General features: G+C 41.6%; 27 protein-coding genes. 12 read left to right on the plus strand and 15 right to left on the minus strand.

What is annotated here, in order from left to right:
• The first annotated feature begins 165 nt into the window (after positions 1-165).
• The 3 genes from MHI33_RS16595 to MHI33_RS16605 are packed head-to-tail and all read left to right on the plus strand — an operon-like array spanning position 166 to position 2,734.
• Positions 166-1,167 carry an ABC transporter substrate-binding protein gene (locus tag MHI33_RS16595; protein ID WP_126741762.1) on the plus strand — a complete coding sequence of 334 codons (1,002 nt, stop codon included), beginning with the start codon at positions 166-168 and terminating at the stop codon, positions 1,165-1,167.
• 15 nt (positions 1,168-1,182) lie between these two features.
• The gene (locus MHI33_RS16600) at positions 1,183-1,953 is read left to right on the plus strand and encodes an ABC transporter ATP-binding protein (protein WP_044142147.1); all 771 of its coding nucleotides are present in this window, start codon (positions 1,183-1,185) and stop codon (positions 1,951-1,953) included.
• A gap of 34 nt (positions 1,954-1,987) precedes the next feature.
• On the plus strand, positions 1,988-2,734 hold the full coding sequence (locus tag MHI33_RS16605; protein ID WP_411814193.1) for an ABC transporter permease: 747 nt from the start codon (positions 1,988-1,990) through the stop codon (positions 2,732-2,734).
• A gap of 35 nt (positions 2,735-2,769) precedes the next feature.
• Here MHI33_RS16605 and ytkD read toward each other — a convergent pair whose 3' ends face one another.
• Entirely contained in the window at positions 2,770-3,246 is a 477-nt protein-coding gene (gene ytkD, locus MHI33_RS16610; RefSeq protein WP_044142144.1) for an RNA deprotection pyrophosphohydrolase, read from the minus strand.
• 248 nt (positions 3,247-3,494) lie between these two features.
• Here ytkD and MHI33_RS16615 point away from each other — a divergent pair, with 248 nt between their 5' ends.
• Together MHI33_RS16615 and MHI33_RS16620 are read left to right on the plus strand one after the other, a co-directional pair.
• Complete coding sequence (locus tag MHI33_RS16615) at positions 3,495-4,148, plus strand: TerD family protein (RefSeq protein ID WP_065098661.1); 654 nt, start codon at positions 3,495-3,497, stop codon at positions 4,146-4,148.
• A 22-nt stretch (positions 4,149-4,170) separates the two neighbouring features.
• Positions 4,171-4,962: an AIM24 family protein gene (locus tag MHI33_RS16620; protein WP_044142142.1), complete on the plus strand. Its 792-nt coding sequence runs from the start codon at positions 4,171-4,173 to the stop codon at positions 4,960-4,962.
• A gap of 29 nt (positions 4,963-4,991) precedes the next feature.
• Here the strand turns inward: MHI33_RS16620 and MHI33_RS16625 are convergent, their stop codons facing one another.
• From MHI33_RS16625 to MHI33_RS16640, 4 genes are all read right to left on the minus strand, one after another.
• Positions 4,992-5,300 carry a hypothetical protein gene (locus MHI33_RS16625; protein ID WP_044142141.1) on the minus strand — a complete coding sequence of 103 codons (309 nt, stop codon included), beginning with the start codon at positions 5,298-5,300 and terminating at the stop codon, positions 4,992-4,994.
• Positions 5,301-5,343: 43 nt separating this feature from the next.
• Entirely contained in the window at positions 5,344-5,748 is a 405-nt protein-coding gene (locus MHI33_RS16630) for a phage holin family protein (protein WP_044142140.1), read from the minus strand.
• A 155-nt stretch (positions 5,749-5,903) separates the two neighbouring features.
• Positions 5,904-6,095 (minus strand): hypothetical protein, encoded by a 192-nt coding sequence (locus tag MHI33_RS16635; protein WP_003217712.1) that lies wholly within the window; start codon positions 6,093-6,095, stop codon positions 5,904-5,906.
• Between the two features lie 125 nt (positions 6,096-6,220).
• The gene (locus MHI33_RS16640) at positions 6,221-6,658 is read right to left on the minus strand and encodes a Dps family protein (protein ID WP_044142138.1); all 438 of its coding nucleotides are present in this window, start codon (positions 6,656-6,658) and stop codon (positions 6,221-6,223) included.
• 131 nt (positions 6,659-6,789) lie between these two features.
• Here MHI33_RS16640 and ytzI point away from each other — a divergent pair, with 131 nt between their 5' ends.
• The gene (gene ytzI / locus MHI33_RS16645) at positions 6,790-6,936 is read left to right on the plus strand and encodes a YtzI protein (protein WP_034665318.1); all 147 of its coding nucleotides are present in this window, start codon (positions 6,790-6,792) and stop codon (positions 6,934-6,936) included.
• 8 nt (positions 6,937-6,944) lie between these two features.
• On the opposite strand, the gene MHI33_RS16650 is transcribed toward ytzI, so the two are convergent.
• Complete coding sequence (locus tag MHI33_RS16650) at positions 6,945-7,379, minus strand: FixH family protein (protein ID WP_065098662.1); 435 nt, start codon at positions 7,377-7,379, stop codon at positions 6,945-6,947.
• Positions 7,380-7,493: 114 nt separating this feature from the next.
• The gene (locus tag MHI33_RS16655) at positions 7,494-7,967 is read right to left on the minus strand and encodes an S-ribosylhomocysteine lyase (RefSeq protein WP_003217624.1); all 474 of its coding nucleotides are present in this window, start codon (positions 7,965-7,967) and stop codon (positions 7,494-7,496) included.
• Between the two features lie 126 nt (positions 7,968-8,093).
• Here MHI33_RS16655 and yidD point away from each other — a divergent pair, with 126 nt between their 5' ends.
• Entirely contained in the window at positions 8,094-8,318 is a 225-nt protein-coding gene (yidD, locus tag MHI33_RS16660; RefSeq protein WP_003217666.1) for a membrane protein insertion efficiency factor YidD, read from the plus strand.
• Position 8,319: 1 nt separating this feature from the next.
• Here the strand turns inward: yidD and MHI33_RS16665 are convergent, their stop codons facing one another.
• Complete coding sequence (locus MHI33_RS16665; RefSeq protein WP_044142136.1) at positions 8,320-8,886, minus strand: beta-class carbonic anhydrase; 567 nt, start codon at positions 8,884-8,886, stop codon at positions 8,320-8,322.
• Between the two features lie 213 nt (positions 8,887-9,099).
• Between MHI33_RS16665 and MHI33_RS16670 the strand changes: the two genes are divergently transcribed.
• Positions 9,100-10,089: a metal ABC transporter solute-binding protein, Zn/Mn family gene (locus MHI33_RS16670; RefSeq protein WP_044142135.1), complete on the plus strand. Its 990-nt coding sequence runs from the start codon at positions 9,100-9,102 to the stop codon at positions 10,087-10,089.
• A gap of 277 nt (positions 10,090-10,366) precedes the next feature.
• Here MHI33_RS16670 and MHI33_RS16675 read toward each other — a convergent pair whose 3' ends face one another.
• Complete coding sequence (locus MHI33_RS16675) at positions 10,367-10,609, minus strand: type B 50S ribosomal protein L31 (RefSeq protein ID WP_003217579.1); 243 nt, start codon at positions 10,607-10,609, stop codon at positions 10,367-10,369.
• Positions 10,610-10,784: 175 nt separating this feature from the next.
• Here MHI33_RS16675 and MHI33_RS16680 point away from each other — a divergent pair, with 175 nt between their 5' ends.
• The 4 genes from MHI33_RS16680 to MHI33_RS16695 all read left to right on the plus strand — a co-directional run bounded on the left by MHI33_RS16680 (position 10,785) and on the right by MHI33_RS16695 (position 13,628).
• Positions 10,785-12,116 carry a cytochrome ubiquinol oxidase subunit I gene (locus MHI33_RS16680; protein ID WP_065098664.1) on the plus strand — a complete coding sequence of 444 codons (1,332 nt, stop codon included), beginning with the start codon at positions 10,785-10,787 and terminating at the stop codon, positions 12,114-12,116.
• Positions 12,117-12,137: 21 nt separating this feature from the next.
• Positions 12,138-13,184, plus strand: a complete 1,047-nt coding sequence (locus MHI33_RS16685; RefSeq protein WP_185108921.1) for a cytochrome d ubiquinol oxidase subunit II — start codon at positions 12,138-12,140, stop codon at positions 13,182-13,184.
• Between the two features lie 68 nt (positions 13,185-13,252).
• Positions 13,253-13,411 carry a DUF1540 domain-containing protein gene (locus MHI33_RS16690; RefSeq protein WP_111911374.1) on the plus strand — a complete coding sequence of 53 codons (159 nt, stop codon included), beginning with the start codon at positions 13,253-13,255 and terminating at the stop codon, positions 13,409-13,411.
• A gap of 25 nt (positions 13,412-13,436) precedes the next feature.
• Positions 13,437-13,628, plus strand: coding sequence for a hypothetical protein (locus MHI33_RS16695; protein WP_044142132.1), 192 nt, complete (start codon positions 13,437-13,439; stop codon positions 13,626-13,628).
• Positions 13,629-13,734: 106 nt separating this feature from the next.
• On the opposite strand, the gene menC is transcribed toward MHI33_RS16695, so the two are convergent.
• The 6 genes from menC to MHI33_RS16725 form a co-directional block, all read right to left on the minus strand.
• Positions 13,735-14,859 carry an o-succinylbenzoate synthase gene (gene menC / locus MHI33_RS16700; protein WP_319609870.1) on the minus strand — a complete coding sequence of 375 codons (1,125 nt, stop codon included), beginning with the start codon at positions 14,857-14,859 and terminating at the stop codon, positions 13,735-13,737.
• A complete protein-coding gene (locus tag MHI33_RS16705) occupies positions 14,846-16,303 on the minus strand; it encodes an o-succinylbenzoate--CoA ligase (protein WP_340912693.1) in 1,458 nt (485 codons plus the stop codon). The genes menC and MHI33_RS16705 overlap by 14 nt, the downstream gene beginning before the upstream one ends.
• Before the next feature lie 74 nt (positions 16,304-16,377).
• A complete protein-coding gene (gene menB / locus MHI33_RS16710) occupies positions 16,378-17,196 on the minus strand; it encodes a 1,4-dihydroxy-2-naphthoyl-CoA synthase (protein ID WP_003217719.1) in 819 nt (272 codons plus the stop codon).
• A 14-nt stretch (positions 17,197-17,210) separates the two neighbouring features.
• On the minus strand, positions 17,211-18,035 hold the full coding sequence (gene menH / locus MHI33_RS16715; RefSeq protein WP_065098667.1) for a 2-succinyl-6-hydroxy-2,4-cyclohexadiene-1-carboxylate synthase: 825 nt from the start codon (positions 18,033-18,035) through the stop codon (positions 17,211-17,213).
• Positions 18,020-19,762 carry a 2-succinyl-5-enolpyruvyl-6-hydroxy-3-cyclohexene-1-carboxylic-acid synthase gene (menD, locus tag MHI33_RS16720; RefSeq protein WP_106066856.1) on the minus strand — a complete coding sequence of 581 codons (1,743 nt, stop codon included), beginning with the start codon at positions 19,760-19,762 and terminating at the stop codon, positions 18,020-18,022. Before menD ends, menH begins: the two co-directional genes overlap by 16 nt.
• A complete protein-coding gene (locus MHI33_RS16725) occupies positions 19,755-21,173 on the minus strand; it encodes an isochorismate synthase (RefSeq protein ID WP_106066855.1) in 1,419 nt (472 codons plus the stop codon). The genes menD and MHI33_RS16725 overlap by 8 nt, the downstream gene beginning before the upstream one ends.
• Between the last annotated feature and the right edge of the window lie 220 nt (positions 21,174-21,393).

The following is a 21,393-nucleotide window of genomic DNA, read 5'->3' on the forward strand; positions in this document are numbered from 1 at the left end:
TCCTTTATTTCTGCCAAATTCAAGAAAGCCTTCATGCCTCTAGTATAGAAAAAAAGACGCGTTCTATAAATAAACAATGCGCTTCTTATTTTCGTCTAGGCACTCACCAAAAATCCCTTTTCACATACTTTAATAGTGATCTAGAACAAAGGAGGCGAATTACTCTTGAATCGTTCCATCAAAGTCAGACTGGCATTCATCGTCGTCGTCCTGCTCTTTATTCCATTTGTCGCCTGTAAAAAAGAACAAGAGCAGACCGTACAAGTAGCCGAGGTGACCCATTCGGTCTTTTATGCTCCGCTATATGTCGCCTTATCAGAGGATTTCTTCAAAGAAGAAGGCCTGGAGGTTGAACTAAAAACCACTTGGGGCGGCGATAAAACGATGACAGCTCTCTTATCAGGCGGTGCTGATATCGCCCTGACTGGGTCTGAATCCTCTATCTATGTAGAGGCTCAAGACACAAAGGATTCTGTCATAAACTTTGCACAGCTGACACAAACAGACGGCACATTTCTTGTTTCAAGGGAGAAAGTAAACCAATTCTCTTGGGATCAATTAAAAGGAAAAGACTTCTTAGGACAGCGGAAAGGCGGCATGCCGCAAATGGTTGGTGAATATGTCTTGAAAAAAGAAGGCATTGATGTAAAAAAGGATCTTCGTATGATTCAAAATATTGATTTTGCCAACATTTCAGGTGCGTTCTCCTCTGGAACTGGCGATTTTGTACAGTTATTCGAACCGACCGCTTCCTTACTCGAAAAAGAAGGGAAAGGGTACATTACCGCCTCCTTTGGAGAAGCTTCTGGCAAGGTGCCATATACCACCTTCATGGCAAAGAAGAGTTACTTAGAGGAAAACAAAGAGACCGCTGAAGCCTTCATCCGAGCCATTTACAAAGCGCAGAAATGGGTAGAAGCCAAGCAGCCTGAGGAGATCGCAAAGGCCATTCAGTCTCATTTTCCTGATACAGATCTTGAAGTCTTATCAACTGCCATCAAACGCTACAAACAGCAAGATTCCTATGCAACAGATCCCCTTCTAAATGAAGAAGAATGGAACAAATTGCAGGAAATCATGAAGGAGAGCGGTGAATTGCCGGAATTTATCCCGTACAAACAACTTGTCGATTCATCCATTGCAAAGAAGGTCACAGATCACAAATAGAATAGGAGGTAGCACATGTCTTTCCTTCAAATTGACCATGTGACCCATACGTACTTCTCTTTAAAAGAAAAAACAACAGCTATACAGCACATCAATATGGAGATAGACCAAGGTGAATTCATCTCATTTATTGGTCCCAGCGGCTGCGGAAAAACCACCTTGCTGTCTATCATCGCAGGAATTACGCCGCCCTCTGAAGGTCGAATTTTAATCGAAGGAAAAGAACCAAATCAACAGGAGCATCAAATCGGCTATATGCTCCAGCAAGATTATTTGTTTCCTTGGAAGACCATCAAGGAAAATGTCATTCTCGGGTTGAAAATTGCGAAACAAGATTCGCATGAGGCCACCTCAGCTGCCCTTGATTTACTGCCAAAGCTTGGACTGCCTGAAGTCGAGGAAAAATATCCGAAGGAGCTGTCTGGCGGAATGAGGCAGCGTGCGGCTCTCGCCCGAACGCTTGCAGTTGATCCCGGTCTGCTTTTACTAGATGAGCCATTTTCAGCGCTAGACTACCAAACCAAACTCACATTAGAAGATCTCGTCTTTCACACATTAAAAGACTATCAAAAAACAGCAGTCCTTGTGACACATGACATTGGCGAAGCCATTGCGATGAGTGACCGCATTTTCTTATTCTCAAAACATCCAGGCTCTATCCAGCGAATCTTTACCGTTCCAGACGACATAAGGGCTCTCTCTCCTTTTGAAGCGAGACAGACCCCGCATTTCCAAGAGCTCTTTCAAACGATTTGGAAGGAGCTGAAAACAGTTGAAACACAGTGACCTTTTACATGAAGCCTATCGCAAAAAATACCGAATGGAAAAACGGATCACACGTATCTATCAGCTCATCATATTCGCCAGCTTCTTTTCGCTTTGGGAGCTTGCCAGTCATTTCAGGTTCATTGATCCGCTTATTTTCAGTTCACCATCTGCAGTCTGCCAATTGTTTGTGCAAAAAATTCAAGATGGTTCTCTAATGAATCATATGAGTATTACATTATTTGAAACGGTGCTCGGTTTTCTACTTGGTACCTTTTGCGGCATTTTGCTCGCTGCCGCCTTATGGTGGTCTACCCGATTCGCAAACGTTCTTGATCCTTATTTAGTTATTTTAAATGCCATGCCAAAAGTTGCCCTCGCCCCCATTTTAATTGTTGCCCTTGGACCTGGTATGATTAGCATCGTCGCCATGGGTGCGATCATTAGTGTGATCATTACGACGATCGTCATTTACACTGCCTTTCAAGAGATCGATGAGAATTATTTAAAGGTGATGAAAACCTTTGGCGCGAAAAAAAGCGTCGTCTTTCGTGAGGTCATTTTGCCAGCTAGTATTCCAACGATGATTTCTGCCATCAAAGTGAATGTTGGTCTTTCTTGGGTTGGGGTCATTGTAGGGGAATTTCTTGTATCCTCAAAAGGGCTTGGCTACATGATCATATACGGCTTTCAAGTCTTCAACTTTACACTCGTGTTCTTAAGTCTTTTCATTATTGCTGTGTTTGCTACCATCATGTACCAGCTTGTGGAATGGCTCGAACGCCGTTTTCTCCAAAAATAAAAAGCGCAGGGATGGTCTCCCTGCGCTCGCTTTTTTTAACGAATCAAACCGTTCTTTTCTAAATAAGCAAGACTTTGTCTTAACACATCATCTTTCATAATAAAACTGAAATTCTTATTTTTTGCGATGGATCTTGGCAAGTCTGCGAAAAGAACAGGACCTTTCGTTTCAAAATACGTGTCTTGCTTCACTAGCCTTTCAATATCAGCGAAATAAATATTTTTTACGATGATCTTTTCTCTGCCTAGCACCTGATATTGGCCAATATACGTTAATTCACGAACAACAGCACCCGTCTCTTCTTGAATCTCACGTATAGCGGCTTGGTCTGCTTCTTCATTTGGCTCAACTTTCCCTCCTGGAAACTCATAGCCCCGATCCTCATGTTCAGTGAGCAGCCATTTCCCCTGGTAACGGCAGATGGCCCAAACATGCTTTGGATGACTTGAAAAAGGCTTCTCTTCAAAGGAGAGCTTGACCGTATTATGATAATAGTCTTTAAATACATGCATGTAAAATCCCTCATATCCTGTCCTTGCTTCTTGTAAAACATCATACCACAGATCACATTTCTCTGAAGAATTTTTATCAAAAGTGAAACAAACGAGTGGTTTCATTTCGTCTGTATTTAAAATGAGGTATCGTTGCTAAAACCTTTTTATCATCCCCAACTTCACCCCATTTTAATCATGAAACCTTTTATCCCTTAATGACGTAAATCAATTAGTGTTTGTCCTATTACGACGAGGAGGAAAACAGCATGAGGATAACAAATGGGTCAAAACAAGAAAAAGATCAATCGCTTACGCCCAGTAAAATTGAAAAAGAAGACGCCCCTCATGAGGTGATCAAGAAACACCTCATCAAAGGGCAAAAGCTAGATTTAACTAAAGACAATCCAAATATCGACCAAATTCAAATCGGGCTTGGCTGGGATTTGGCTGGCCAGCCAATTGATTTAGATACGCAAGTGTTTCTCTTAAATGAAGAGGACAAACTGTTGTCTCCAAGCCATCTGATCTATTATCATCAGCAGCAAAGCTTAGACGGGGCTGTTCGCCATCTTGGTGATCATCAATTTGGCGGCGGGTATCGAGACAATGAAATGATCATTATGCAATTAAGCAGAGTCTCTCCTAATATTCATAAAATCGTTGTAACAGCCACGATACATGATGCACACGAGCGCAAGCATCATTTTGGACAAGTGGAGAACGCTTACGTGCATCTGACTGATCAAATCTCACAACAAGAGATTTGTACCTTTCAATTAACAGAAGATTATTCGTATTGTACCTCCATCATTTGCGCTCAACTCACAAGAGATGAAGAAGAATGGAAAATCATCGCAACCGGACAAGGAACTACGCTAGATTTAAATGACTTATGCCGCATCTACGGATTCACATCTTGACGCAGGAAAGGAGCCGGCACCAATGGGATTTCATTTCAACACGATAGAAGAACTCACTTTACAAGCAGAAGGCAGCGGAATCTTTTTTGCGAAAAAAGGCGCAATGATTGCCGATCAAGGTACGTTTCAATACCGCAAACGACTACTCGGTACGAACAAAGGAAATATGGTCAGTCAAGTATTTAACCATATCAGCAGAAAATTGACAGGTGAAAACCTTGAGGTGATGGAAGTAAGTGGACAAGGTACTTGTTATTTGGCTGATTCCAGCGAGCACGTGACAGTGATTAATCTTGAGCCGAGCGGTCCTTGGCAGCATGTAAGTGTAGAAAGTGAGGATTTACTTGCCTTTACTGAGGAATGTCATTACGGCGTGACACCAGTAGGCGTAGGGATTTTATCACAGAAAGGACTGTTTACATCAAAGCTCTCCTATCAAGGCCACGGGGCGCAGGTCGCCATTAAAACAAATGGAAACCCGCTCATTTTAAAAGCCCCTTGCCGTGTAGACCCTGACGCCATCGTTGCTTGGACAGGTAAAGCACCGAAGGTCAAATTAGATGTGAACTGGAAGACCCTCATCGGACAAACATCTGGTGAATCCTACTTATTTGAGTTCCAAGAACAAGACCAAATTGTCATTATCCAGCCATCTGAGCGTACATCCGGCTTACGGGTTGGTTTAGATGATAACCGTTATAAGCCTCAGAGCCAGAACTCCTCTCATGAATTCACTAATTCACAGACATCTCAGCAAGAGAATAGAGGCGGGCTTAGTGACCTGATCGGAGGCATCTTACAACCGCGAAAATAAAAGCATGTAGAAAATCTCTACATGCTTTTTCAATTCATTAATCCATTTGTTTCAATAAAGCTCTTTGTCTCTTCATTCCCGAGCTCGAAAATCATTGAGTATATCTCTTTTCTTTTTCGATCCATTTCATCATTCGGACTGTCATAATGATATTCAAGATACGGAACATGCGCTCGAAAGAAGCCTTTCCAATCTGTCATATACTGTTCATCGAAATAGTCTCTCAGCTGCAAAATTTGATCATCGTCTGCTTCTATTTGAAATTGCCAAGCCGCCGCATCTCTATGCTGCGATATCGACCCATCCTGTACGGATACATAATATGTGTGTCTCGTCATCTGATTCATCCTTTTTCCTTTAGTATGACCAGATATGAAGAAATTACGGCTTTTTGCGCAATTTATTTTTTAACATGTCCAACACATCAATAAACAACTGTGGAATGGGAATTCCGAGGGCATTGGCTGTCGAGACGATTTGGTAAGATTCATAAATAATATAGAAGATGATCGCTAAATCCTTAATCATCCCATTTGTCTTCAGCATGACATCGAAGAAATGCGCCATGGATATTAAGGAGACCGTCACAATCTTTCGAACAAGCCGTGTAGAAAAACGTTTCATTGTGAGCTGCCCTGTCAAAGATTCTCTTAGGCTTGAACAAATTAATTCAATGGCCATGAGTGTTACTAATATCATCAGTAAATTTCCTGCTCCACCAAACAGAAAGCCCATCGCTGACAAACTGACTGTAAACAACGAAAAGATGCCTAAATCCTTGCTCACTTGGCATCAACATCCTTTCAGAGTGGAACTCCTTACCTCAATATTATATGCTAGATCTTCGCAATAGCTTGGACGACAAAAAATAAGGCGTTGCCTTTTAAATCAGACAGAGTGATGACAAGAAAAAAAGCCGCCTTGTGCGGCGGCTTCCATCTTTAGACTCTCACATCAATAAAGCGAGCGTCTGAATCCTTTGGTTGAACAGCTTGAGGCTGCTGCTGAACTTGATCCAGCATGACCATGGCTTGTGCTGTATTCGTAGCAAGCTGTGAATTCAACAAACTAATATTAAGTGTTTTTTGAATGCTCGCGACTTGCTGACTCATCATTCCTGCAATAGAAGACATCTTCTCCCCTCCCTTCTCTTTTCTCTTCGGCTGAAAGCCCTATGATTTCAATGGGCTGTCTGTCCCGATTCCAACAAAAAAGGAATGTCGATCTCTTCATGATCGACATTCCTTCCACATACGTATTATCCTAAAAATGCTTTAAGCATCCAGTTGTGTTTCTCGATAGATTGATGAATCGCAAGCAGCATATCTCCTGTTGTTTCATCGCCAACTTCTCCAGCCAGCTCCATTCCTTGCTTTAATTCCTCAGCGATATTGGAGAAATCATCATATAGATTTTTCACCATTTGCTCCGCTGATTCATTACCTTCAGCTTCTTGAATGCTAGAAATTTCCAAGCATTCTTTCATTGTCGCAACAGGCTTTCCATTTAACGCGAGCATACGCTCAGCCAAATCATCAATGTATGTCGCTGTTTCTGTATAAAGTTCCTCAAATTTCTCATGGAGTGTAAAGAAGTCTTTTCCCTTTACGTACCAGTGATAGTTATGTAATTTTACGTAAAGCACAGTCCAATCAGCTACTTGTTTATTGACGACGTGTAATAATTTTTCAGACATGTTTATTCCTCCTTATGTAATTGCGTTTAGTATGAGAATACCCTTTTCCTATTATACTGAAACCTGCCATGAATTTCTTCTATTTTGACTGCATGAAATATATGTTAATATGGAAATAAGGAGGGAGTTAGATGCTGCTACTTGGAATTATCAGCTTTATCATTATCTCAATCGTTGTCTTTTTATCGTTGTGGACAACATCGAAGGCTTATGAATATAAGCATAAAATCGATTCACCACAGGATGCTGAACCAAACCAACGTCCTAACCCGAAATAAAATGACACTTAATGATGTGAGGTTTCTTCTTCAGTAGATGAACTCTCTTTTTTCACATCACCTACATGGATATTTGTCTTTGGCATATTATGCTGCTGTTTAGCTGTCACATGGACTTGTATGATATAAAGGCCATCTTTTTTAAAGGCTGTATGCAATTCATATACACCATTGTTCTCTTTCTTTGGCTGAATCATCTTGCTGTTATCCTTATCGCCATCTTTCCACACTTCAAATTGAACATCGTCTGCATCATCAATAGGCGTATCACCATATGTGACAGCTGCTTTTACTATAACGCTTTCATTTTTCTCCACTTGTTCAGGTCCTGTAAGCTTCACTTCTAATAGCTCAGGTACCTCCCCTTTGCCACTATTTGCTGCAGAGTTCCCACATGCACTTAGTAACAAAAGCATCAATATCATTCCCAACATTTTTCGCATCCCGAGTTCCCCCTTCTTTTACTGACATGTCCATTTTAACAAATATCCCCTATTTTGACATCTCATGATCGAATACAAAAAAACCGGACATCATCATGTCCGGTTTATGATCGATTAACCAAATACTTTGAGAAGCTCTTCTTGATCTTGAGAAAGCCAGAAACGCATCAAACGTTTTGCACCTTCAAGGTCATGAAGCTTCGCTTGACCGCATTGCTCTTCGTTTGCAGCAGGAATCTCTGTTACCTCAACTGCATCCTTGAATGTTGCATCAAGAAGTTCAACGATTTCTTTTGGAGTTGGTGCACCACTGACCACTAAATAGTAGCCTGTCTGGCAGCCCATTGGAGAAATATCAATGATATCAAAATGATCGTATTTCTCTGAGTGTGTTCTAATGTTAAACGCAAGTAAATGCTCTAATGTATGAATCGTATCAGGTTTCATTGCTTGTTTGTTTGGCTGACAAAAACGAATATCAAATTTATTGACTTCTCCATCTGATCCCACTTTATGAACGCCACAATGACGAACGTATGGCGCTTTTACAGCATTATGATCAAGTTCAAAGCTTTCAACTGAAGGCATAATCACCACTCCTATAATTGCAATTTCCTATATTATAACATATTTCTCCGACCAGTTTAGTTTATAAAACTTTCCTTCCTTGTCCTTTTTTCTTATACTGTGAAAGATAGACAAGGAGGAACCTTTATGAAACAAATTTTTATCGGCATCATACGCTTTTATCAAAAATGTATTTCCCCTCTTACACCGCCTAGCTGCCGGTTTTACCCAACATGCTCAAACTATGGGCTAGAAGCGATCAAAACGCATGGCGCTTTAAAAGGCGGCTGGCTCACCATCAAACGGATTTTAAAATGTCATCCGCTCCATCCTGGCGGCATCGATCCTGTCCCGCCGAAAAAGGAAAAATAAATTATTTTTCTTCATATCCGTTGACGACTACGTCAAGCTTGCCAGTTCCAGGATCAATGACAAGACCGTGCACAGGCACATTTGATGGGAGAAGCGGGTGATTTTTCACAACGGACACACTGTCCTTCACGCTCTCTTCAACCGAACTAAAGCTTTTGAGCCACTGTTTAAAATCGATTCCTGAGTATTCCAGTACTTCAATACGTTTTTCTGGGATACCACGCTCAATGGCTTTGTTTAAAAGTGTTTGGCTGTCTATTTTGCTCATACCGCAATCATGATGCCCAATGACATAAACCTCGTCAGCATTTAATTCATAAACAGCCACTAAAATGCTTCGCATAATACTTCCAAATGGATGAGACACAAGAGCACCAGCACTTTTAACGATCTTGATATCTCCATTTTTCATGTTCATTGCACGTGGAAGCAGCTCGACAAGTCTTGTATCCATACATGACAGAACGACAGCTTTTTTTTGTGGAAACTTCGTTGTTGTAAATTCTTCGTATTTCTTTTCTTCAATAAATTGTTGATTATATTCGATGATTTCTTCTAAAAGTTTCATACGTTGTCCATTCCTTTATCTTTTTTAAAAATAAATATAGCACAATGTGAGAAATTTCGTCACGTTTTGCAGCGCATTTTTTTTAAAGGAAACATCTGCTGATGAAAATTTTTTATTTTCCTCTTTTCAAATCGTAATTATTACGATACAATAACTCAGGACATTAAATCGTAATCATTTCTATCTAATAGATTGAGAGGAGACATTTTCCACATGAAAAAAATCTTTTATATGTTAACAGCTGCTTTATTTGCGATCGGTCTTGCCGCTTGCTCAAGCAGTGCGGGGACAAATGCTTCAAAAGGGAAAGCAGACGGAAAACTAACCGTTTACACCACAATTTTCCCGATTCAAGATTTCACTGAAAAAATTGGTGGTTCTCATGTTCATGCGCAAAGCGTGTACCCTGCCAATGCAGATGCACACAGCTTTGAACCAAGTTCAAAAACGATGGTTGAAATGGCTGAAGGAGACGCCTTCATCTACAGCGGCACAGGCGCTGAAGCATTCGCTGACAAAACCGCTTCTACGTTAAAAGACCAAGGCGTGAAAACAGTCAAAGCAGCCGAAGGCATCAAGTTGTTATCGACAAAAGAAGAGCATTCACATGAAGACGGCGAAGACCATGATCACGATCATGAAGGGGAAGATCATGACCATGATGGACACGATCACGGAGATAAAGATCCTCATGCATGGTTAGACCCTGTTTATGCACAGCAAATGGCGAAAAACATTAAAGATACACTCGTTTCATTAGATCCAGATCATAAAGACGAATACACAAAAAACTACGAAAAACTAAAAAAGGATTTGCAATCGCTAGATCAAGAGTTCAACACAACGTTATCTAAAGCAAAACATAAAGAAATCCTTGTTTCCCACGCAGCCTACGGTTATTGGGAAAAGCGCTACGGCATTGAACAAATCAGTGTATTAGGGTTATCCGCTTCTGAAGAGCCTTCACAAAAGCAGCTCGAAAGCATTGTACAAAAAGCTGAAAAGCATCACATTCAATATGTGATTTTTGAAAACAACGTCAGCAGCAAAGTCTCAGATACGATCCGCAGTGAAATTGGGGCAAAAAGCCTCACACTTAAAAATCTAGAATCTATTACTGAAGATGATGCCAAAAATGGCGAAAGCTACGTCAGCTTAATGAAACAAAATCTAAAGACCTTAAAAACCGCTTTAAATGATTAATTGTTAAAACCCCGGGTGATTATCCGGGGTTTCTTGCTGTAAAAAAGCACACCATTGTAGGGTGTGCTTTCAGATTGTTGACAAAGGGCTAAAATGATCTTGATTTTAGCCCTTTGTCTTCTTTTCAGCTTGATAGAAAACCTTTGAAGTCTAGGAAGGACGAGTACTGGCGCGGAGCGAATTTGACATTCGTGAGCACCAGCACGCAGGACTGACAACGAATGCGAGGGTTTGTCTACATGCTGAAAGCACACCATTGTAGGGTGTGCTTTTTATATTACATTTGATACTTTTTCTTAAACAACTCGGCTCTTCCGCCTTTTTCTCCGAATTTTTGGCGTCCTGTATAAAAAGGATGCGTATCAGAGCTTGTTTCTACTTTAATGACAGGATACGTTTTCCCATCTTCCCATTCTACTGTCTCATTGGATGACTTTGTCGATTTACTCAAAAAGCGGTAACCGCTGTTTACGTCCATAAATACAACTTCATGTGAGGTTGGATGAATATCTCTTTTCAATGTCAAAACTCCTTTCGTTATCAAAACGTAATGATTACGTTTTATATTTATATTCTACTCCCTCTTTTACAACTTGTCAAAAATCAAGCTTTCTTAGTCAGGAAGAATAATCTAAAAATGGTGGAGAATAATAACATCATGAAAAAGAGAAGTGATAAGAAAGGCGGAGAAAAAATTGACTGATCTCGTTTTAGCTAGAAGCCTGTTCGGCACAACCATGGGCTTTCACATTATTTATGCCTCGCTTGGCGTCGGCATCCCGCTAATGATTTTGTTAGCTGAACTCATCTTCCAAAAAACGAAGGACCCTCACTATGCTGTCATGGCCAAACGGTGGACGAAAGCGCAGGCTGTCTTGTTAGGTGTCGCCATTCCAACAGGCACGATTGCTGGTACCCAGCTCGCTCTTCTATGGCCAGGTTTTATGGAGGTCATCGGAAAGGTCATGTCACTTCCATTTCAGATTGAAATTTATGCGTTCTTTATTGAAGCATTATTTATGTCTATTTATGTGTACGCAGCGGATCGCCTATCACCTGCTATGCGCATCATTACCGTTATTTTTGTCGTGATCGGCGCAGCCGCTTCAGCGATTCTGATCACAAACGTACATGCGTTTGAAGGAACTCCTGCTGGCTTTCAAATGGTCAATGGAGAAATTACGAATATCGAGCCCTGGAAGGCCTTTTTCAATCCAAGCTTTGTCGTAACTGCGACACATGTCGTGCTGTCTGCTTTTACAACAGGTGCTTTTGTGATTGCATCAGTGGCAGCTTTTAAAATGCTCAAAACAAGAAAGAATGAGAAACTCTATACGTTTCATCGAAAAGCCCTTTTTCTTGGACTTATTGTAGGAGGCCTCTTCTCATTTCTAACGGCCATAAATGGTCATGAGTCTGCTCAGCTTCTGTATGAATATCAGCCAGAAAAGTTAGCTGGTGCTGAAGGTTTATTTGAAACACAATCACATGCGCCGCTCGCAATAGGTGGTTTTACTGATGCCGATTCAAAGGAAATTAAAGGAGCAATTGAAATCCCTTGGGCGCTTAGCTTTCTGGCAGGAAATAGCTTTGATACGGTGGTCAAAGGCTTAAATGATTTCCCTCGTGATGAGTGGCCGCCTTTATTTATTCACACGTTATTTAACGGCATGGTCATTATTGGCTCAGTCCTCATTTTGTTTGCGGTGTTAGCACTGCTTTACCGTAAAATTTTAAAACGCGATCATTATCCGAAGTGGCTCCTTTTTCTTTACTTATTCGGCGGGCCCCTTAGTCTTTTGGCCATTGAGTTCGGCTGGATCTTTGCATGTACAGGCCGTCAGCCATGGGTTATTTATCGAATGCTCAAAACCTCAGAGGTCGTCACATCATCAGGCTCAATTGGCACACTCTTTATCCTTTTTGCCATTGTCTATCTCATCTTAGGCATAGCAACTGTGATTGTGCTAACGTACTACTTTAGAAAACATTCGATTGAAGAAGACCTACGGTTAACAGAATCTTAAAAAGGAGCGATCAAGATGCAAATGGATGTGACAACTGATGCACTCATTGCAATCACCATCTTATGGGGGTTCGTTTTTATCTATGCAGTGATGGCATCAATGGATTTCGGCGCAGGATTTTGGTCCATGATTTATATGAATAAAGAACAAACAAAGGCCGCTAATATCGCAAATAAGTACCTTTCTCCAACATGGGAAGTAACTAACGTATTCATTGTGGCAATTGTTGTTGCGTTGTTTAGCATGTTTCCAGGTGCGACCTTTGTCCTTGGTACTGTTTTATTAATACCCGGTAGCATCATATTATTGCTTCTTGCACTGCGAAGCGGATTTCTCGTGTTTTCTCATTCTCTCCCTAAAAAATACAGAAAAGCAGTGACTTATATTTCAGGGATTAGCGGCTTTATCATTCCATCGATCCTGATCATGGTTCTTCCGATTACACATGGTGGATTTATCTTTGAGGAGAACAACAACTACTCATTAGATCTTGGACTGGTCTTTACAAGTGCAAATGTCTATTCTTTTGTCGGCTTTGCCATTTTTAGCACCCTTTTTCTTTCGTCATTGCTTTTAGCTGATTTCTCGAATGTGGCTGATGAAGATGAAGCTTACAGCATTTATAGAAGAGGAGCGCTCATTACGGGTCCGCTTTCACTCATGATGGCCTTTTTCATCATGCTGACATTAAGAAGCGAGGCAAATTGGCTGTTCACAAAAATGATGCAGAACATCCCTATTCTTCTTGTATCACTCCTGATGTTTTTGCTAGCAGGGCTGGCTCTATTTTTACCAAATAGCCGGTTTAAGCATCGGAAAGGCCGGCCGCGTTTAGCTGTCATTGCGATTACCGTTCAATATTTTTTAGCAAGCTATGTGTACGGACGTGCCCATTTGCCTTATATGGCCTATCCAGATATTACAATCATGTCTGGATTTACAGACCCTGTGACATTTAGAGCATTATTTATCACGTATATTGTAGGTTTTATCATCTTATTCCCTGGGTTCTATTTCTTCTGGAAATTGTTTATGAAGGATAAGCGCTATATTCGCCAGGAAGATTAACGTGAATGGATGAGGTTCATTTCGGTTACATTATAGAAGAAAGACATACTCAAAAGGAGGTCATCTGTATGAGTCAAAAAATCCTTTGTGAAGTCAATAACTGTTCCTATTGGAATGCTGGAAACCGCTGTGGGGCAGATGCAATCTATGTCGTCAGCCACACAGGAAAAACGGCTGAAAAAAGTGAAGAAACGGATTGTAAAACGTTTAAACCACAAGATCTTTAAGTCTCATTTAAGGAGGCGCATCGCATTGAAACACGATCGGCTGCTTCAAACGTTTTTTGACGAAATTCATGACGCGGACGAAGCCGCATTTTATCAGGCTGCTCACTCCTTTTTAAACCTTTGGGATTATGAATATGGCCATGCAGCAGACATGCCCAGTGAAATGGATCACTATATTGGACAGCTTGCTTATGACAGCAAACTGGTAGAAGAGTAAGAAAGAGCGGATCACCGCTCTTTCTTTTTTGTTGAGACAGGAAGGAAAAACTTTCTCTCACTATATATAGATTTTATTGGATGTGCAAAAGGTGAATACCTCATTTTCACATCACAAAATCATGTTTTGTAAAGACGTCAATTTTATCTGAAAAGGAACGAAGCGCTTGATAATCCACTTCTACGCCCATTCCTGGGGAACGAGGTACCTCTATAAAACCATTTTCAACCTTGATTTCAGGAAAAATGATATCCTGCTCCCAATATTTTGACGAAGCTGAAATATCACCTGGAATTGTAAATTGCGGAAGCGAAGCAAGTGCCACGTTCTGCGCGCGGGAAATACCTGTTTCAATCATTCCACCGCACCATAACGGAATTTGATGCTCCTTACTGAATGTATGGATTTTAAGGGCTTCTGTCAGCCCACCAACTCGTGAAGGCTTCACATTAATAATTTGACAGCTACCAAGCTCTACCGCTTTTCTAGCATCATCTAAGGAACAAATACTTTCATCCAAACATATCGGTGTTTTTAAATGCTTTTGCAAATGGCGATGATCGACGATATCATCTGCAGCTAATGGCTGTTCAATCATTAATAAACGAATGTCATCGAGCTGCTTGAGCTTGCTAATATCCTTTAACTCATAAGCAGAGTTTGCATCCGCCATTAGCGGGAGATGAGGGAAAGACTCTCTAATTTTTTTAAGGAGTCCAATATCCTGCCCCGGCTTAATTTTCACCTTCACCCGCTGATAACCTTGGTCCACAAATTGCTGTATTTGCTTCAGCAGGTCATCAACGGGTCCTAACCCCGCCACAACACCAGAAGGTATTCTATCCTTGGTGCCGCCTAATACATCTCGTAACGACTTATTCTCACGCTTCGCATAAATATCCCAAACAGCCGCTTCAATTCCCGCTTTCGCCATCCTATTGCCTTTAAATTGGTACAGGCTGTCTGGTATTTCTGAAGGGTGTGTAAAGGTGCGTGTCAGCACATTTGGTATAAAAAAAGCTCTCAGCATATGGTAACAAGTCTCAATGGTTTCTTCTGTATACCAAGGAGAAGAAAAGGCTGACACCTCTCCCCATCCAGTCAATCCCGTTTGATCTTTTACCTCGACAATAATAAACTCACGCTCCGAGATGGTCCCAAGACTTGTGGTAAATGGCTGCTTGAGCTTCATCGTGACATGATATAAAATCACTCGTTCAATTTGAATCATCTAAAAACCCCTTTGACTTGAGTCTGTGCCTCTGCAATTTATTTGACGCATTTCTTGGCAGCTCGTCCACAAAGTGAAAAGCGGCAGGCCATTTATATTTTGCTAGATGCGACTCACATAAAGCATAGAGCTCGTTCTCCGGTATTTTATGGTCTGTGACAAGGAAGGCAGCTGGTACCTCTCCCCATCTATCATCATACATACCCGTCACTCCGGCTTCCTTTACATGCGGATGTGTTAACAGGATCGCTTCAATTTCAGCAGGATAAATATTCTCACCGCCAGAAATAATTAAATCTGAACGGCGGTCAAGCACAAATAAAAATCCTTCCTCATCCACATAGCCGATATCACCCGTTTTCAGCCAGCCTTGATCAAAAGCAGCCACGGTCGCCTCTTCACGGTAAAGGTACCCTTTCATGACATTTGCCCCTTTCACCATAATTTCGCCATGCTCAAAAGGACGACAAATGCGTGTACCATCTTGAATTTTCAGCTCACATCCAAAAAGGGGTTTTCCCGCTGATCCAAGCTTCTCTACACTAAATTCAGGCGCAAGGGTCACAATTTGTGAACAGGTTTCTGTCATGCCGTAGGATTGAAACACAGGGAAACCTTTCTCTTTGCTTTCTTGAAGCATCGCAAAAGGCGCAGGTCCTCCGCCTAATAAAAGACAGCGCAAAGAAGACGGACATTCTTCCAGCCTGCTTAATAAACGGGATAACATCGTTTGAACAACAGATATCATCGTCACACGATGGTGTTCAATCGAACCCTTTACTTCATCGACATCAAACTTTTGATGAAGTACGACAGTCATCCCATAAATCACAGACTTAAATAAAGCGGATAACCCGCTAATATGAAAAAGAGGCAGTGCAATAAGCCAGCGGTCATCCTCTCTGAGGCCCACATTGAGTGCAGAGGAAACAGCACTATGAAAATGATTGCCAAACGTTTGCTCGACCCCTTTTGGTTGTCCTGTTGTGCCAGATGTATACATGATCGTTGCTGTTTCATTCAAATCAAATTCGCTTTCGATTTTCTTTACATTGTCGTGACCTGCTTCAGGTAAAGTCTCCATTGTATAAACGGGTAGATCACCCTTATGATCACTTGCATAAACCGGTTCAGTAAATAAGGCGGCTGCTTTTGCATCTTCAAGTTGATAGCGCCTTTCAGCTTTTGTTAACTTATTGTTCAATAGCACGATTTTGAATCCCAATGAAAAACAAGCATGAACAAGCATCACCATTTGAGGATGATTGTTCATCAGAATCCCGACCGTTTCCCCTTTTTTTAATAATGTTTGTGCAAGTCTATTTGAAAGCTCATTGACTTCATAAGCTAAATTGCGAAATGTCCACTTTTTATCCTGATAAATGAGCGCGACTCTTTCTGGTGTTAAATAAGCACGGTGCAGCAGCCAATTCGGTTGCTTCATCACGACACCTCCTTTTCGTAAAAGAAAACAGCTTAGTCTGATGCACTAAGCTGTTTTTCATCGGTATGATTGAATCAAGGGAAACGCGGGAACTGACCGAAGTCTGGCTTGCGTTTTTCCTTAAAGGAATCGCGTCCTTCTTTTGCTTCATCTGTTGTGTAATAAAGAAGTGTCGCATCTCCTGCAAATTGTTGAATTCCAGCTAATCCATCCGTATCTGCATTAAATGCAGCCTTCAAGAATCGTAAAGCAGTCGGGCTCTTTTCTAGCATCTCCTCGCACCACTTCACTGTTTCCTCTTCAAGCTGCTCTAATGGTACAACAGTATTAACAAGTCCCATATCAAGCGCTTCTTGTGCATTGTATTGACGGCATAAGTACCAGATTTCTCTCGCTTTCTTATGACCAACAATACGTGCAAGGTAGCCTGAACCATAACCAGCATCAAAGCTGCCTACTTTTGGACCAGTTTGTCCAAAAATCGCATTATCTGCTGCAATTGTCAGGTCACATACAATATGAAGAACGTGCCCGCCGCCGATTGCATAACCAGCAACCATCGCAACAACAGGTTTTGGAATCACACGAATTAAACGCTGTAAGTCGAGTACATTTAGACGCGGAATTTGATCGTCTCCTACATAACCGCCATGACCGCGTACTTTTTGATCTCCACCAGAACAGAATGCTTTGCCGCCAGCACCTGCAAGTACGATCACACCAACATTTGAATTATCACGAGCACGTGAAAATGCATCAATCAATTCACTCACAGTCTTTGGTGTAAACGCGTTATGTACATGTGGACGATTAATCGTGATCTTTGCAATCCCATTGCATGTTTCATATAAAATTTCGTCATATTGACGCTCAGTTTGCCATTCAATAGCCATCAATAGTTCCTCCTCTAACCTTGGGTAATAAACTCACTAACTATTTTACCAAAAAAATGTGGTTGTTCCACATGAACTGTATGCCCAGCCTGCTCAGCTAATATAAATTGACTGCCTTCAAGCTCCTGCTGCATACATGTGGCGATATTGCAGAACTTTTCATCAAGCGCTCCACAAATCAACAAAACAGGTAAATTCATATGCTTTAAAGCCTTCCAAACAGAGGGCTGCGAACCTGTTCCTATGCCTTCTAAACTGCGAGCCAGTCCAAGTGGATTGGCTTTTAGCCTTTCCTCTCGTAGTTGAGCCTGCGTGTCAGCTGATAAAGTTTTCTGCGAAGCAAACAGTGGAATACTCTCCCAAAAATCCACAAACTTCACTAAACCTTCATGTCTCATTTTCTGAGCCAGCTGATGATCATGTTTGAGTCTTGCCATCCGCTCTTTAAACGTACGAAGCCCTGGAGAGGTACTCTCTAGAATCAACTTGTTGACTCGCTCTGAATAACGAGAGGCAAATGATAAAGCAATACGTCCTCCCATAGAATATCCGAGAATATTCACTTTGTGAAGCTTTAATTGGTTTAAAATCTCTGCAAGATCTGCTAGCTGATGCGACATCGCATATCTTCTTATACTTTCTGGTGAGTCCGTGCGGCCATGTCCAAGCAGGCTGACTTGAATCAATCTTGTATTTCCCATATAAGCATTCAAGAATGTCCAAGAAGCCGCGCTTCCAGTGAAGCCGTGTAAGCATAGCGTGGCATTCTCACCTGATGGATTCTGATCCACCACCTCGTACGCCACACCATCACGCATCCGTATTATGAAAGAAGACATTCTTTTTTCACTTCTTCCAATATGTCATCCATCATTTGACGATGCTTGCTTGCACGAGAATGCCGATCTGTATCAATTTCAATTAAATGAAGTCCAGGCTCTTCTATATGCGCCTTGTAGACATCATGTAATTCTTGTTTCGTTGACGGTTTCGCATAGGTTCCCCCATACAACTTCGAAGCATACTCAAAATTCAGTCCAGTCGGTGTACCAAAGAGTTTTTCATAATACGGTTCCTCAGACGCCTGCGGAAGGAAAGAAAAGATGCCTCCTCCATCATTGTTTAACAACACAACCGTCAGTGGAATGTCCATCAACTTCGCTGCAAGGAGACCATTCATATCATGGTAAAATGATAAATCTCCAATCACTAAGGTGACCGGCTGTTTCAAAGCTGCATACGTGCCAAGTGCTGTAGACACAACACCATCAATACCATTTGCTCCTCGATTCGCCATCATTCGAAAAGGCTTCGATTGCGCTTCAAAAAATGTATCCACATCACGAATCGGCATACTATTCCCGATAAACAGGACACTCTCCTTCGGCAAAAGATGCTGAAGCTGACGGTACACATTCCCCTCAAATGACAGATCCTCATCAGAATAATGGGAAGCATGCGTTCTGAATGATGAATTAGCATGCTGCCAGCGCTTTAGAAAACTTGTATCCTCACGTTGATCCGCTCTATTGACTACTTCATCTACAAAAGCTGCCACATCACTTTCAATGACATATGAAGCACTCAGCCCAGGATCTCGAAAACCTCCAGCAGCATCAACAACAATCTGATTCACTTCCGCATGTTTTTCCAGCCACTTGAATAAAGGCTTAGACACAGGCATCGGTCCAAAACGAATAACCATATCCGGCAATAGGTGCTGCTGCAATACTTCATCTTTCAATAAAGAATCATACGCATCAATAATAAGATCTGCATGCTCATGACCATTTCGCAAATGAGAAAGCGGGTCCGCTAAAATCGGTATATGCAAGGCTTTTGAAAGACGTATTACTGCCTCTTTCTCTTCCTCCGTATGAAGCTCGCCACACACAATCAGTCCCTTTTTGGAACGGTTCATGACCGTCACAATTTCAGATATCGCATCATCATTTGGGAAAGCCTGTCCTGTAGCTAATACTTTTTTCCGGTCTGTTTCTTCTCGCTCGAAAGGATCAATAGACAAATCAGGAAGCAATGGTTCTCTCAGAGGGACATTGATTTGTACAGGTCCCTTCGGCTCTTGCATCGACATATGATTTGCTCTTGCCGCAGCCGTCTGAACATAGCGTAACATCGTCTGACTTTCTTCTGGCAACGCTAAGTCTGTGAACCATTTAACAAACTTACCGAATAAGAATTGCTGATCAATCGCTTGAGGTGCCCCAACTTCCCTCAATTCGTGCGGTCGATCAGCAGTTAAAACAATAAGTGGGACACGGGAATAATGTGCCTCTACAATGGCTGGGTAAAAGTTAGCTGTTGCTGTACCTGACGTACAAATAAGCAGCACTGGAGTTTGACTTGCTTTTGCAAGACCAAGCGCATAAAAAGCAGCAGACCGTTCATCCACTAATACATGGACATTGATGTCTTGGTGGGCTAGAGCCAGCATTGCAAGCGGGGTCGAACGAGAACCTGGACAGACAACTGCCTCTTGTACGCCACCTTGGACAAATTCATCCATCAATCTGCCAATATATATTGTCATGATTTGATTATTCAATAGGACGACCTCCAAGAGCAGATAGCATTGGTCTTAATTTCACTTGCGTTTCCTCGTACTCCTGCTTTGCAAGGGAATCCTCTACAATGCCGCAGCCAGCGAACAAACGAACATGGTCTTCCTCAATAAGACCTGACCGAATGGCAACAGCAAATTCTCCATTATCCTGAGAGTCAATCCACCCTACCGGCGCTGCGTACCAGCCACGTTTCAACGGTTCGATTTCACGAATGACCTCAACCGCCTTTTCCTTCGGATATCCGCCTAATGCTGGCGTCGGATGGAGCTGTTCAATTAATGAAAAAAGAGAACAGCTGCTTTTAATTTCTCCTACAATCGGTGTAAACAAATGCTGAATGTTTTTTGTTTTATAAAGACTAGGTTGATTTGGTTTATGCACGCGAAGGCAATTGGCCTCAAATGCTTGCTCAATCATATTGACAACAATTTGATGTTCAATCAAATTCTTCTCATCATGCAGCAGTTCCTTGCCTAATGCTCGATCTTCCTCTTCATCTTTTCCACGAACAATCGAACCTGCTAAACAAGATGAAAAGACCTCTCCGCCGCTTTTTTTCACTAAGCGTTCCGGCGTAGCTCCGACAAATGCTTGTCTCCCCTGCTCAACCGCAAATACATAACTCGTTGTTTGATGCTTTAATAATTCTGATAACAGTGGAGCGAGTTCAATTTGATTTTTATAGTGAAGCAAGACTTCTCTTGCTAAAACAACCTTTTCATATTCGTTTGCACGAATGTGGTCTGTCGCTTCTTGGATCGCCTTCATCCATTCCTTCACATCTCGTTCTTCCATATGAACAAGTTCAGCTTGTCCACCATGTCTGAGCGGTAATGTTTCGTAATGAGAGGCTTTTTGTTCTAATTCTTGAATGAGCTGATGAACATTACCGTCCACCTGCTTCCATTCATTGATCGTAAGAAACGTGCCTTCTTTCGAGACAGTGAGCATCATCGATGGCACAAAAAAATGAGCCTCGCCAAAAGCTTCCCAGTGACGCGCCTTCTCTTCATACGGATCAAATGAGAATCCTCCAAATAAAAGCGGACCAACAGCCGCTTGCCTTAACTCCTTCTCATCATGAAAATGGAACATGTGCTGCTTCAGCTGTTCCCATTCTTGATGGACTGTATCAAATCGTTCCTTGCCTTGCTCAGATGATTTAATAACGGCCGCTCTGCCAAGTCCAGAAAATATCATTTGGCTTTCTGGATCAGACCAAAAAAACCGCTCGCCTAAAAAATCCGCTTCGCCGCTTTGGAAAAAGGCAAGAGGATCCAGATCGTCAACTCTTCTGGAGTAGCTTATCAAAACAGCATGGTTGACGTTATTCGCTTCTTCTAATGTCGCAAGCGCTTCCTGCCGGAAAGTACTTTGCACTGTTGTCACCATGATACATTCCTCCAAAATCCATGAAATAACATAAAAAAATAAAACCATAATGAAAAAATACATGAACATTCGAGTATGTCGAATGACCTGCTTTTCTATTATAAACCTTAACAGATGAACTTAGTAAAGAAAACAGCTTTTAAAACCTCGAATCCTTATTATATCACGCTTTCTAGATTTTTTCGCTCTGCTTCTTGAAACGAGAGCATCTATAAGAAAA

The sequence above is a fragment of the Bacillus sp. FSL K6-2971 genome, from assembly GCF_038006405.1.
In the GTDB taxonomy this organism is placed as follows: domain Bacteria; phylum Bacillota; class Bacilli; order Bacillales; family Bacillaceae; genus Bacillus; species Bacillus pumilus.